The organism is Sinorhizobium fredii USDA 257, from assembly GCF_000265205.3.
Lineage (GTDB): Bacteria > Pseudomonadota > Alphaproteobacteria > Rhizobiales > Rhizobiaceae > Sinorhizobium > Sinorhizobium fredii_B.
Window position 1 is genome coordinate 3,058,233 of the sequence record NC_018000.1, and the last position, 13,305, is coordinate 3,071,537.

Below are 13,305 nucleotides of genomic sequence, written 5' to 3' on the forward strand. Positions count from 1 at the left end.
GATCGGCATCACGACCTGCCGGGGGTGAGCCTCAAGACGCCCCTCGTGGGCACGGCCTGCTGACGCACTGCACACAGCGACGGCGGCTGGTTCTGTCGGGCAAACTTAACATCTCTGCGCCGAGGCAGTTATCGTCGTCTTGCTATCCGGGGGCCGTCGCCGCGACTGCTTTGATCGTGATGTCGGCGGCTATGTGACGGTCACCTTGAGCGGTCAGGCTAGCCGCATAAGCCCTTCGGGCGCCCCCGCGTAGCTGCGGCGGCTTATAGTGGAATTGTTTATTTGGGAGTAAAATCGGTACTTGGCAGGGAGTGACCCGAAGGCTGCGGGAAGACGAGCCGGAGAAGGCACAAATGCATCGCTCTGACCGAGAGAAGAACCACTACGACCACGATATGCTTGTGATCTGGGCATCAACCGTTTCCGCGCTGCTGATTGTCGGCGCGACATTGTTGATGTTGATGATTTAGTCTTCATTAAGGAGGGTTTGTACAGCGCCGTGCGTCTTGTGACGCACAAAGATCGCTGTAGAACTTTGAATGACGGCGTGTTTTCTCGTTTTACCGGCGTCGATGGAAGTCCTGCAGTCGTGGAAGGAGCATTCCGGCTGACCTTCAGGCGGCCGCACCTGCTCAGAAAACCGATCGCGAGTGAGCCTTCTGTGGCTAGGATCAACGTCCAGGAGTTTCTTCCTCCCTGCAACTTCACCTGTCGCTGAATGCCGCCACCCGTAATCCCGTTCGCGCGACCTCTTCCACGCCTGATCAGCTCAGTTCGGGAGTTTTAGATGATACCGCGTGTGCCTCAGTTCACCGGTTCGAAGGAACGCCCCCTTGGCAACAAGGCCCTGCAAGTCTCTCGTTGCCGTGGCGCGGGAGGCCTGCGTAATACTGATGTAGTTCTCTGCGCTGAGACCGCCCTTGAACCCCTCGATGCCCTCGCGGAACATCCGCGCGATAACTTTCTCTTGTCGTGGATTTAGCTGGCCACGCAACGAGTCGTACAGCCGCGTTTTCGATATATGGAATTCCACGCGCTTGAGAGTCGTCTGCTGAGCCTCAAGAATAGTTTGCCCGAAATAGATCAGCCAGTCCGTGATCGCATTGTTCTTGTTGCTTTTCTCCAGCATGTCGTAATAGCTCTTGCGGCCCCGCTCGATCGTATAGGCAAGCGCGATCAGGCTTGGCTGGCCCAAGTCCTGGGCGATCGATTTTTCAGAGAGAGCGCGGCCTATGCGGCCGTTCCCGTCCTCGAAGGGGTGAATGCTTTCGAAGTAGAGGTGCACCATGCCCGCCCGGGTGAGCGCGGGCAGTGGCTTTGCACCGTCGGGTGCAGTTGCGTTGAACCAGTTGACGAACGCATCCATTTCGCGCGGCACCTGTTCGGACGGGGGTGCCTCGAAGTGGATCTTCGGATGCCCGATCGCTCCCGAGACGACCTGCATTGGATCGGAATGCGTTCTGTAGCCGCCGACAACCTGAAGTCGATTCGCGCTTGCCATGACCATTCGGTGCCATACAAACATCGTCTCGTGCGACAGGGGAAGACCAAAGCTTCGGTAGAGATCGACCATCATTTCAGCGATACCACGCTCGGCAGGTCCGATGCGTCTGCTGTCCGTGTCCATGCCGAATTGGCAGCGCAAAGACGATTGAAGACTGGCACGGTCGAGCGTTTCTCCCTCGATTTCGGAGGTCTTCAAAGCCTCGTCGCTGATCAGCTCGATCTTGAGTGTGTCCCTACCCTCCGGACTGACATGACGATATGCGCCCAGAAATTCACCCGCGTGCAGCAGGAAACTCTTTTCGAGAGGCTCCAGCGCCGCGTGGTCGTACGAGAAGTCCGGCCAGTCGTTTCGTTGCCAGTTCCAGCGCATGAGTTATAGCCATCCTTCCTATAACTCACATTATGCCGATAGTATGAGGTTTAGCTAGCCTGCCTATCCCTCATTGAAAGAACCTTCCTGGCGGGCTTACGGCCGGGCTGTTGGCCGTCAGATCGAAGGTGCGGTGCCTCTCGTTCAGCGTGCCAAGCCTGGCATAAGGGCTTATTCTGCGACCTTGGTTGCGTTTTTTGACGCCAACGATTCCTTCGGATCCATCTGGCGCTTCGTGAAAAACAGGCCCCATGCCGCTCTCAGGCAACAAAAGTCACTTATAACATTGACTTTGACCGGTTTCAGGGCGCAATGGGTTCGCTGTCAGCGTCTTGCTGAAAGCTCCGCAGCTTCTCCAGGATCTGCGGCGCGATGTCGAATTGCCGCGCCTTGCCGCGGCCCATCGAATTCTTCACGAACTTCTCCGTCAACAATCCACGCCGCACCAGCGGGTCGATCGTTTCCGTCACGCCGGTGCGGGTAAGGCCCGTGATTTCGACGACATTTGAAAGGGTTAGCTGCTGGTGTCCCTGGTGCATGATATAGAGCACGCTCATCATGCCGATCTGCTTCAGTCGCGACTGGGGCGTCTCGTCCTCAATCGGATTGTCGACAATTTCGTGAAAAATGAAAGCCGAGAAGGCGAGGCTGTGCCACTGCGAATTGAGAGCTCTTGTCATTTGTTTAACTGCGTTATATAAGGCGGTATATCGGTTGCGGTAATCAACGGCGCTGGGATTTGGTGCAGCGCTTGCGGGGGTCTCTCTCCATGAAGAACTTACTGGTCAGCGGCTTCCTTTCGACGATTGGCGCTTCACAAGCATACCTCGTTTCAGACAGTGTTGCGCGGGCAGATGATTGGGGATGCCAGGTTATCCTGTGTCTTTCAAACCCGGGCGGCCCGACACAGTATGCGCCATGCCAGCCTCCGATCAAAAGACTTTGGCGGGAGCTTGCCAGGGGACACGCGTTTCCAAGCTGCAGCGGCGTCGGCTTCAGGGCTTCGCGGCCGCGATATGAACCCTACGCCTGCGATGAAGGTTTCAGGCTGACGACGCGAAGCAGTGATCGCGGCCACGAGGCAAGCTGTGTCTCTACCGCACCCCGAGCTGTCTCAGACAGTGAATGCCGTTACGATAGGGCCGGCAGTGCCATTTCGTCCCGGTGGGACCACCTGGGCGGCGAGCGACAATGCCGGCGTTACGTGACCAGACGGCCCAAGGTCCGCTCGAAGCCTCACTTTGTCGACGTGACGATCGACGGGATCGGACGCCAAAGGGTGTGGTACTGAGCATGCCCGTTGCCTTCGTGGATCTCGCGCAGACCTGTGCACCTATGGTCGCGGCCGAAACTCTTGCTGGCGTCGTCAGCCTCGAAAGTCGTTTCGAGCCCTTCGCGATCCGGATCAAGAGCGGACCGCCGCTCTCTGAACAGCCCACGACCAAGGCGGAGGCGATCGAAATCGCCACGTCACGGGCGGCCGAACGGCAGGACATCCAGCTCGGCCTTGGCGGCATTGGCATGGAAGAGCTTCGAAAGATGAGCTTCTCGATTTCTGACGCTTTCGATCCATGCCTTAACCTCCAGGCCACCGCCACACTGCTCGACGGATACTACCGGCTCGCACTCAGGGCCGGCGCCGATCCGAGGCGCGCCGAGCGGGACATGCTGCGATCCTACTACGGGCGGGACGATCCGTCCGCCGGCGCCATCGTCGAATATGACGAACAAGTTCGCAAAGAAATCGAAAGGCTCGGCCAAACCCTCGCAATGCTGACGATCGGCGATGGTGGGGAGGACAGGGGGCCGAGCGGGGGGACGGCTGTCGATGACGCCGTCGAAGCCGAAAGCGATGCTACCCCGAACGATCAGACGGCGTCCGCGCCGGCCTGGGATGTCTTCAATTCGCGGCGGCGGTCCTCCGTCCTCGTTTTTCGGAACAATAAAATGGAGCAGAGTGAATGACCTTCAGTTCCCGTATCCGGCCGATCGCCGCCTCCACCCTGATGGCCGTCGCCATCGTAGCCACCATGGTCGAGCCGGCTTTCGCGCAGGCCGCCGGCATCGAGACCGTCCTGCAGAATATCGTCGACATGCTGACCGGCAATATCGCCAAGCTGCTCGCCGTCATTGCAGTGATCGTGATCTGCATCGCCTGGATGTTCGGCTACATGGATCTGAGACGAGCAGGGTTCTGGATCATCGGCATCGGCGGCATCTTCGGCGCCACCGAACTCGTGAACACCATTGTCGGGAGCTGACAGCATGGCGACCGCGCGGCCGACGCTCGAGGAAGACACGCTGTTCATCGCCTGCACCAGGCCGGCGATGATCGCCGGCGTAACAATGGAAGCCATGGGCGTGAACATCATGCTCACCACCATTCTCTACATCGTCGCCGGTTCGATCGCTTACGCGCTCGTCGGCGTCGTCTTCCACCTGGTGTTCCGCGCGCTCGTCAAACACGACCACAACATGTTTCGCATCTTACTGGCCTGGGTGGAGACACGCGGCCGCTCCCGCAACAGCGCCTATTGGGGCGGGGCAACGCTTGCACCGCTGAAGCTCGCCCGCAAATACGACGAAAGGGACCTCGGACTTGCCTAGCCTGACCACACTCAGATCTCGCGAACTCGCTCCGGAGACCTTCATCCCCTATGTCCGCCACGTCGACGAGTCGACGATCGCGCTCGATTCCCGGGCGCTGATGGTGATGATCGCGCTCGAAGGCGTCGCGTTCGAGACCGCGGATGTTCTCGACCTGAATGCCCTCCATCGCGACCTCAACACGCTCTACCGCAACATCGCCGACGAGCGGCTCGCCTTGTGGACGCATCTTATTCGCCGCCGGGACAGCGACTATCCCGAGGGCACCTTCGCGACTGCCTTCTCGGCCGCGTTGAACGACAAATACCGCGCGCGCATGGTGGGCGAGGACCTGTTTCGCAACGACCTCTATCTGACCATCCTCTGGTCACCGGCACGCGATCCGGCAGACAAGGCGGCAAAGCTGCTGTCGCGCCTGCGCCGAGCCCGTCGCGCAGGGGCGGAACTCGACGAGGAGGCCCTCAAGCACCTTCGCGACAAGGTCGTCGATGTCACGGCGGCTTTGAAACGCTTCGAGCCCCGCGTGCTGTCCCTCTACGAACACGACGGCCTGTTGTTCTCGGAGCCGAGCGAACTGCTGCATCAGTTCGTCGGCGGACGACGCGAGCCGATCCCCCTGACCGAGGGCCGCATTGCGTCGGCGATCTACTCGGATCGTGTCATCGTCGGCCGCGAGACGGTCGAGATCCGCCCCGAAGCAGAAAGCCGCTATGCCGGCATGCTGAGTTTCAAGGAATATCCGGCCCGCACCAGGACCGGCATGCTCGACGGCGTGCTTACCAGTCCTTTCGAACTGATCCTGGCGCAATCCTTCTCCTTCGTCTCGAAAGCCGACGCGCGCACCATCATGGGCCGCAAGCAGAACCAGATGGTCAGCAGCGGCGACAAGGCGGCATCGCAGATCGACGAACTCGACGAGGCCATGGACGATCTGGAGTCCAACCGGTTCGTACTCGGCGAGCATCATCTCTCGCTTTGCGTCTTTGCTTCCTCGGTGAAGGAACTGACCGACAATCTCGCCAAGGCGCGCGCCAGCTTGACGAGCGGCGGCGCCGTCGTTGCGCGCGAGGACCTTGGTCTCGAGGCGGCCTGGTGGGCGCAGTTGCCCGGCAATTTCCGCTATCGCGCCCGGTCCGGAGCGATCTCGTCGCGAAACTACGCGGCGCTGTCGCCCTTCCACTCCTATCCGATCGGCCAGAAGGACGGCAATGAATGGGGCCCCGCCGTCGCGCTGCTCAAGACCGCGTCCGGCTCGCCATATTACTTCAATTTCCATTACGGCGATCTCGGAAACACGTTCGTCTGCGGCCCGTCGGGCGCCGGCAAGACGGTGCTACTCAACTTCATGCTGTCGCAGCTCGAAAAGCACGATCCGCATGTGGTGTTCTTCGACAAGGACAGGGGAGCCGATCTCTACATACGCGCCGCCGGCGGCACCTATCTGCCGCTGAAGAACGGTATCCCGACCGGCTGCGCTCCCTTGAAGGCCCTCGAATTGACGCCGGAGAACAAGGTGTTCCTGACGCGCTGGGTCGGCAAGCTTGCCGGTTCGCCCACGCGGGAACTGACCGTGACCGAACTTCGCGACATTGCCTCCGCCATCGAAGGCCTCGCCGACCTGCCGGTGGAGCGCCGGACGATCGGCGCGCTCAGGACTTTTTTGGACAACACGAACCCGGAAGGGATCGCTGCTCGGCTGCGTCGCTGGGAGACGGGAGGGCCGCTCGGCTGGGTCTTCGATAATGTAATCGAGGACATCGGCTTCGGTGAATTTGGCGATGGTGGCACGTTTGTCGGCTACGACATGACCGATTTCCTCGATAACGAGGAAATCCGTGCCCCCCTGATGGCCTATCTCTTCTATCGCGTCGAGCAACTGATCGATGGTCGCAGGATCATCATTGTGATCGACGAGTTCTGGAAAGCGCTCCAGGACGAAGGCTTCCGCGATCTTGCCCAGAACAAGCTCAAGACGATCCGAAAGCAGAACGGCCTCATGCTGTTTGCCACGCAGAGCCCGCGCGACGCGATCGTCTCGCCGATCGCCCACACCATCATCGAACAATGCCCGACGCAGATCTTCCTGCCGAACGCGCGCGGCAACCGCGCCGACTATGTCGACGGCTTCAAGCTCACGGAGCGCGAATACGAGCTGATCGCACGCGAGCTCTCCGTCGAGAGTCGGCGGTTCGTGTTGAAGCAGGGACACAACAGCGTCGTCGCCGAACTGAACCTCAGCGGTTTCGGCGACGAACTCGCCATTCTCTCCGGCCGGACTGCCAATGTGGAGCTTGCCGACGCGGTCCGCGCCGAAGTCGGCAACCGGCGAGAGGACTGGCTTCCCGTTTTCCAGCAAAGAAGGAGTGCGAGCTGATGACCTCATTTAGATTTCATGGCGCGGCGATCGCCGCGGCGCTCATGCTTTCCGCCGGCACAGCGGCAGGGCAGGGGATTCCGGTGATCGACCAGACGGCGATCGGCAAGCATATCGAAACCATCGCCGAGCTCAAGTCGCAGCTCGACGCCCTCAATCAGCAGATCGAACAGGCGCAGCAGCTCTATGGCTCGCTTAACAAGCTCACCGACATGGCGGATGTCGCCAGCGTCCTCAACGATCCTGCCATCCGCAGGGTGCTGCCGGCAGACTTCAACGCCATCGAAGGCCTGTTCAAGGGCAAGGGCACGGGCGTCCTCGGTGATGCGGCTTCGGAATTCCTTGAGGGCAATTCGACGTATCGGACCAGCGCCGACGACTTTTATGCCCAGGAGCTTTCCCGCATCCAGAACAGGAATGCCGGCCAAATGAGCCTCGGCCAGCAGATCTATGACAAGGCGACAAAGCGCATCGACGGCATCGACCAGTTGCGCGAGAAGATATCGACGGCCAGCGATGCCAAGGATATCGCCGACCTTCAGGCGCGGCTTCTGGCGGAAACGGCTTTTCTTCAGACCGACATGCTGCGCATGGAAGGCTTGCGGATGGTGCAGCAGGCGCAGGCGCAGGTCGACGAGCAGCGCAAGGCCGAGGACTGGCGCCAGCGCATGGACGCGATGAAGGCAGCACTGCAATGAGGAAATTTTCCCTTCTCCTCGCGATTCTTGGCCTGACGGCCTGCTCGGAGCAGCCGGAGCGGACCTACACTGTCGACGAGTTGGTCGCGGACGAAGCGCTACTTGCCGACCTCGTCACCAAGTGCCGCAACAATCCGGGCGAGCTTCGCGACACCCCAAACTGCAGGAACGCGGAAAGTGCCGATATTAAGCGGCGGTTCCAGCGCATGCGGCAGTCGCTCGGAGGCTGACGCCCATGTATGAGGTGTTCGCCTTCGTCGACGAGCAATTCAAGACGCCGTTGGAAGACTTCGTCTCCACCGGAACGTCGAATATCGCCGAGTGGGTCTCAGGCCCACTGACGGCGGCGATCACGCTCTATATCGTGCTCTTTGGCTATCTCGTTCTTCGTGGCTCGGTCCAGGAGCCGATCCTCGACTTCGCTTACCGGGCAATCAGGCTCGCCATCATCGTGATGCTGGTGAAGAACGCCAGCGAATACCAGACCTACGTCACCAACATCTTCTTCGAGACCTTGCCGCGCGAGATCTCGCAGGCGCTGAACACCGGGTCGACACCGAGCGCCTCGACGTTCGACAGTCTGCTCGACAAGGGGCAGGACGCGGCCACCGATATCTGGTCACGCGCCTCCTGGCCGGGCGATATCGCCACCGGCGTCGGCGGCATGATGGTTATCTTCGCAAGTTTCGTCGTCGCATCGATCGGCTACATCGTCTCGCTCTACGCCCGGCTGGCGCTCGCCATCGTGCTGGCCATCGGCCCGATCTTCGTGGCGCTCGCCATGTTCCAGCCGACGCGGCGCTTCACCGAGGCCTGGATCGGGCAGCTTGCGAACTTCGTGATCTTGCAGGTCCTCGTCGTTGCCGTCGGCTCGCTGCTGATCACCTGCATCGACACGACCTTCACGGAGATCGAGGGGTATAGCGATGTGCTGATGCGGCCGATTGCGCTGTGCGCCATCTGCCTCGCTGCTCTCTATGTCTTCTATCAGCTTCCCAACATCGCTTCGGCGCTCGCAGCTGGCGGTGCTTCGTTGACCTACGGTTACGGCGCTGCGCGTGACGCCCATGAAGGCACGCTCGCCTCGGCGGCATCACATACCGCCCGTGCCGCCGGCCGCGGGTTCCGAGCCGTCGGACGGACCTTCACCTCTAACGGCGCCAGTTGATGATGCCCGCACCAACTAGAAAAAGGTCTTCTCGGAATGATCAGAACATTTCCGCTGCTGTGCATGGCGGCTGCCTTAAGCGGCTGTGCATCAATGACCTATCCGGTCCCTAAATGCGACGGCTATTCGCGCCGGCCACTCAATCGCTCCATGTGGCAGTGGGAGGACAACAGCAACCTCAAGCAGAAACATTCGGATGCGCGGCCGGTAACCTCGTCGAGCGTGGTTGCGGCCTATGCCGAAGAGAAAAAGGAGCCGCCAGCCTTTGCACATTTCGACGCCGCTGCATCCTATCGTCGTTGTGAGGGATAACGCGATGGTCTCGAGCGACGAACTCAAGTCATACTTCGAGAAGGCGCGACGCTTCGATCAGGACCGTATGATCCAGGTCGAGCGCTCGGCGCGCATCGCCTGGTCGATCGCAATCGTGGCCGGCGTCCTTGCCGGCGCCTCGATCTTCGCGGTTGCCGGTCTGACGCCGCTGAAGACGGTCGAGCCGTTTGTCGTGCGGGTCGACAATTCGACCGGCATAGTCGACGTCGTCTCGGCATTGACGTCGACGGCGGGAACTTACGATGAGGCCGTCACCAAATACTTCGCGGCAAAATATGTGCGCGCTCGCGAAGGCTATGTCTGGAGCGAGGCGGAGGAGAATTTCCGCACCGTCGCCTTGCTGTCGACGCAGCCGGAGCAAGCGCGATTCTCGACCTTCTATCGCGGCAGCAACCCGGAATCGCCGCAAAACACCTATGGGCGGAGTGCCACGGCGCGCATCAGCATCGCCTCGATCTCGCTGATCAACCCGAACGTCGTATCCGTCCGCTACATGCGCACGATCACGCGCGGGGAAGAAATCCGAACGACCCATTGGGTCGCAACGCTCACCTTCGCTTACGTGAACGCGCCGATGTCGTCGACCGACCGGCTTGTCAACCCGCTCGGTTTTGCCGTCAGTGAATATCGGGCCGATCCGGAGGCGATCAACTGATGCGTACCGCAGCCATCTTCGCTCTTCTTCTTGCCGGCTCGGCGTTTTCGGCCCTTGCCCTCGAGATTCCGCGCGGCGCAGCGCAGGACAGCCGTGTGCGTTTCGTCGACTACCAGCCCTACAACGTTACCCGAATCATCGGCTCTCTGAGGTCCTCTGTGCAGGTCGAGTTCGGGCCCGACGAGGAGATCGCCCACGTCGCGCTCGGCAACAGCGTCGCCTGGGAGGTCGCGCCGGCAGGCAGTATCCTGTTCCTGAAACCGCGCGAGAACCAGCCGGTCACCAATATCTCTGTCGTAACCACCCGGCGCGACGGATCGACCCGAAGCTACCAGATGGAGCTGATGGTGCGGGATGGAAAGGTGGAGGTGGGTCAAAGCACTTACTTTTACGTCAAGTACCGGTATCCCGCCGACGAAGCCGAACGGCGTCGCCAGGTCGCAGCCGCGCGAGCAATCGCTGCGCAGGCGAAGGAGGCCGACAGCGTATTGGCGATTCATGAGGCCTATGGACCGCGGAACTGGCGTTACTCTGCACAAGGCGCGCAGGCGCTGGAGCCGCAATCGGTCTACGACAATGGCAAGGTCACGACCTTTGCCTTCGTCGGAAACCAGGAAATGCCGGCCATTTACATCGAGAATTCGGACGGTAGCGAGAGCCTGGTACCCAAGTCCGTCGACGGCAACCTGGTCCTCGTCCACGCGATCAGCCGGAAGTTCATCCTGCGGAGCGGTGCGGACGTGCTTTGCGTCTTCAACGAGGCTTATGACCGGATCGGCATCAACCCTGACACCAACACGACCTCGCCGTCGGTGGAGCGGGTCGTTCGGACCGACATCGGCACGGCGCAGTAGGAGCTGTCATGGTCCAGGAAGACGCGGGCCGGATACCGGGCGAGCGCGCCGAAACGGTTGCGGGCAGGCGGGTCGACAACAATCCCGTCTTGAAGCGGGGCGCTGTGGCGCTGGCCATCGTTGCCTTTGTCGCCTTCGCGCTCTGGTCGGTGAGCGGCGAGAAGCCGCCTTCGGACACCACAAGGCCGGAGCGGGTCGTCATCCGGCAGACGACGAATTTCGAACCGGTCAAGGAAAAGATCGAGCCGGTCCAGCCAGAGCCGGAAGTGAAGCTGCCGACGCCGGTTGTGGCCGAGCAGGTGAAGGAGGAAGATCCGTTGCTCGATTCCGCCCGCCGCGCACCCGTCATGGCCTATAGCGCTGGACAGAAAAACGCGACAGCGCATGGGAATCGCGAAGAGTCTGCGGTCTCTCCGGACGGAAATTTCCTGCCGCTCGATGGCAATACGATGGGTCAAAACACCGCCAGCAGCAATGAGGAGCAGTTCAAGACAATGCTGCGGCCGACCCGGCTCGAGGGCTCGCGCGCCGGCACGCTAGGCAACCGCGACTTCATCGTCGCCATGGGCACCTCGATCCCGTGCGTGCTGGAAACGGCCATGGCGTCGGACCAGCCGGGGTTCACGAGCTGCGTCATCAACCGGGATGTTCTCTCGGACAACGGCCGCGTCGTGCTGATGGAGAGGGGAACTCAGATTGTCGGCGAGTACCGAGGCGGCCTCCAGCGGGGGCAGAAACGCCTCTTTGTGCTTTGGAACCGCGCGAAGACCCCGAACGGCGTCATCGTCACGCTGGCTTCGCCCGCGACCGATGCACTCGGCCGGGCTGGCATGGACGGATATGTCGATACCCACTGGTGGGAGCGCTTCGGAAGTGCGCTTCTCCTCTCTGTCGTCGGTGATGCTGCAGGCTACGCCAACAGCCGTCTGAAGGACAGCGACGTCGACGCGCAGGGTACCACAAGCGCCGGCCAGCAGGCCGCGGCGATTGCCGTCGAGCAATCGATCAATATCCCTCCGACGCTCATGAAGCATCAGGGCGAGCTTGTTTCGATCTTCGTCGCGCGCGATCTCGACTTCTCCGGGGTCTACAGGCTTCGCGTGATTGGGCCAAAGAACCGCATTCTCGACCGGGCGGTACTGGGCGACTTCAGCCCGCAGTCGACGCTCGTGACAAAATAGGGTGAGGACATGACCGACGACCCTGACGCTGCAGTCGTCCGCGAACTGCTCGCTCCGTTTTCGCCATTCCTGAAGGACAAGTCCCTCTATGAAGTGATCGTAAATCGGCCTGGGCAGGTGCTGACAGAGGGCGCCGGTGGTTGGCGGACCCATAATCTGCCAGAGCTTACCTTCGAAAAGCTGATGCGCCTTGTTCGGGCCGTGGCCAGTTTTTCCAATCAATCCATTGATGAAACGCGACCAATCTTGTCGGCGACACTGCCAGGCGATGAGCGGATCCAGATCGTCATTCCTCCTGCGACCAACAGGAACACTCTCAGCATCACCGTCCGAAAGCCGTCATCGGTGACGTTCACGCTCGATGATTTGGAGCAGAGAAGGTTTTTTTCCGAGACGCGAGGAGACAACGAAAGTATCTCGACGGGGGAACAGGATCTGGTGGCGCTCTACCGAGCGGGCCGTTTCAAGGATTTTTTGCGCGAGGCCGTTATCGCGCGGAAGAACATCATCATCTCAGGCGCAACGGGATCGGCCAAGACGACGCTCTCGAAAGCGTTGATCAAGCATATTCCTCAGCATGAGCGGATAATTTCGATCGAGGACACACCTGAACTGGTTATTCCGCAGCCCAACCACGTGCGCCTGTTCTATTCGAAAGGCGCCCAGGGACTTTCGGGTGCCGGCCCAAAAGAACTGCTGGAGTCATGCCTGCGCATGCGGCCGGACCGAATTCTGCTGCAGGAGCTGCGCGATGGCACAGCATTCTACTACGTGCGCAACGTCAACTCCGGTCACCCCGGATCGATCACCACCGTGCATGCCAATTCCGCCAAGCTGGCCTTCCAACAGTTGACGCTTCTTGTGAAGGAATCCGAAGGGGGACGTAATCTGGAGCCCGAGGACATCGACAGATTGTTGAAACTCTCTATCGACGTCATCGTTCAATGCAAGCGAATGGATGGTCGGTTTGGCGCAACAGAAATCTACTTTCGCGCTCGATAAATCACGTGGATCCGTCGTCACCGACTACAGCCCATCGTCAGCTACGCCTGCGTAGACGGCGAGGTACGGCATAGGTTCGTCCGGCCAACCGCTTGAGGATTGCAAAGTCTTCGCATCCTGTCACTCGTTCTCCGGTCAGCAAGCCTGTCGCGTTTTCTCCGGTTCTTTTTCGGATACTCGACAATCGAGTGAGCTCACCGCTGACCATGGATTGAGCGAACCTGAATTACACGAAAAAACGGGCCGCCGGAAGATCCGAGGCCCGTTGAGGCGTGAAGGTGTCTAACCTCCAGAGGGGAACAGCTGACGCGATGGCACTGGGAGAAGCCATCAAACTGCATCAGCTATAGGCACTATGCCCATCAGTTGTGCGATCGGCAATCACTCATTGTGCAGGGCAGCTGTGCGTTTCCTCGGGCCAACCGCTGGCAGACGCCACGGCGGCCGGTCGCCGGGGGATGCCAAGTGGTGGATCGCGAGAGGGAGAGGGGGAAGGGGATTCTGTGGCGGGTTGAGATGGTCGGAGAGAGGCTCGGGCCGGCCCGCTACGGAGAAAC

At 60.5% G+C, this 13,305-nt stretch carries 15 protein-coding genes; 13 read left to right on the plus strand and 2 right to left on the minus strand.

Annotated elements, in window-relative coordinates; translation table 11 throughout:
• Positions 1-769: 769 nt before the first annotated feature.
• Together USDA257_RS14115 and USDA257_RS14120 are read right to left on the minus strand one after the other, a co-directional pair.
• Positions 770-1,876, minus strand: coding sequence for a Fic family protein (locus tag USDA257_RS14115; protein ID WP_014763648.1), 1,107 nt, complete (start codon positions 1,874-1,876; stop codon positions 770-772).
• A gap of 302 nt (positions 1,877-2,178) precedes the next feature.
• A complete protein-coding gene (locus tag USDA257_RS14120) occupies positions 2,179-2,556 on the minus strand; it encodes a MarR family transcriptional regulator (RefSeq protein WP_014763649.1) in 378 nt (125 codons plus the stop codon).
• 89 nt (positions 2,557-2,645) lie between these two features.
• Here USDA257_RS14120 and USDA257_RS37840 point away from each other — a divergent pair, with 89 nt between their 5' ends.
• From USDA257_RS37840 to virB11, 13 genes are read left to right on the plus strand one after another with little or no spacing between them, the layout of a single operon-like run.
• Positions 2,646-3,167: a hypothetical protein gene (locus USDA257_RS37840; protein ID WP_080605596.1), complete on the plus strand. Its 522-nt coding sequence runs from the start codon at positions 2,646-2,648 to the stop codon at positions 3,165-3,167.
• 2 nt (positions 3,168-3,169) lie between these two features.
• On the plus strand, positions 3,170-3,841 hold the full coding sequence (locus USDA257_RS14125) for a lytic transglycosylase domain-containing protein (RefSeq protein ID WP_014763650.1): 672 nt from the start codon (positions 3,170-3,172) through the stop codon (positions 3,839-3,841).
• The gene (locus tag USDA257_RS14130) at positions 3,838-4,137 is read left to right on the plus strand and encodes a TrbC/VirB2 family protein (protein WP_014763651.1); all 300 of its coding nucleotides are present in this window, start codon (positions 3,838-3,840) and stop codon (positions 4,135-4,137) included. The genes USDA257_RS14125 and USDA257_RS14130 overlap by 4 nt, the downstream gene beginning before the upstream one ends.
• A 4-nt stretch (positions 4,138-4,141) precedes the next feature.
• Complete coding sequence (locus USDA257_RS14135) at positions 4,142-4,483, plus strand: type IV secretion system protein VirB3 (RefSeq protein WP_014763652.1); 342 nt, start codon at positions 4,142-4,144, stop codon at positions 4,481-4,483.
• Positions 4,476-6,857, plus strand: coding sequence for a VirB4 family type IV secretion/conjugal transfer ATPase (locus USDA257_RS14140; protein ID WP_014763653.1), 2,382 nt, complete (start codon positions 4,476-4,478; stop codon positions 6,855-6,857). The genes USDA257_RS14135 and USDA257_RS14140 overlap by 8 nt, the downstream gene beginning before the upstream one ends.
• A complete protein-coding gene (gene virB5 / locus USDA257_RS14145; protein ID WP_014763654.1) occupies positions 6,857-7,555 on the plus strand; it encodes a P-type DNA transfer protein VirB5 in 699 nt (232 codons plus the stop codon). Before USDA257_RS14140 ends, virB5 begins: the two co-directional genes overlap by 1 nt.
• Positions 7,552-7,785, plus strand: a complete 234-nt coding sequence (locus USDA257_RS14150) for an EexN family lipoprotein (protein WP_014763655.1) — start codon at positions 7,552-7,554, stop codon at positions 7,783-7,785. Before virB5 ends, USDA257_RS14150 begins: the two co-directional genes overlap by 4 nt.
• Positions 7,786-7,790: 5 nt before the next feature.
• Positions 7,791-8,723, plus strand: a complete 933-nt coding sequence (locus USDA257_RS14155) for a type IV secretion system protein (protein ID WP_014763656.1) — start codon at positions 7,791-7,793, stop codon at positions 8,721-8,723.
• Between the two features lie 36 nt (positions 8,724-8,759).
• Positions 8,760-9,035 (plus strand): hypothetical protein, encoded by a 276-nt coding sequence (locus USDA257_RS14160; protein ID WP_014763657.1) that lies wholly within the window; start codon positions 8,760-8,762, stop codon positions 9,033-9,035.
• 4 nt (positions 9,036-9,039) lie between these two features.
• The gene (locus tag USDA257_RS14165; protein WP_014763658.1) at positions 9,040-9,711 is read left to right on the plus strand and encodes a virB8 family protein; all 672 of its coding nucleotides are present in this window, start codon (positions 9,040-9,042) and stop codon (positions 9,709-9,711) included.
• On the plus strand, positions 9,711-10,565 hold the full coding sequence (gene virB9, locus USDA257_RS14170; RefSeq protein ID WP_014763659.1) for a P-type conjugative transfer protein VirB9: 855 nt from the start codon (positions 9,711-9,713) through the stop codon (positions 10,563-10,565). Before USDA257_RS14165 ends, virB9 begins: the two co-directional genes overlap by 1 nt.
• 8 nt (positions 10,566-10,573) lie before the next feature.
• Positions 10,574-11,746: a type IV secretion system protein VirB10 gene (gene virB10 / locus USDA257_RS14175; protein ID WP_014763660.1), complete on the plus strand. Its 1,173-nt coding sequence runs from the start codon at positions 10,574-10,576 to the stop codon at positions 11,744-11,746.
• 9 nt (positions 11,747-11,755) lie between these two features.
• Entirely contained in the window at positions 11,756-12,748 is a 993-nt protein-coding gene (gene virB11, locus USDA257_RS14180) for a P-type DNA transfer ATPase VirB11 (protein WP_014763661.1), read from the plus strand.
• Positions 12,749-13,305 lie beyond the last annotated feature (557 nt).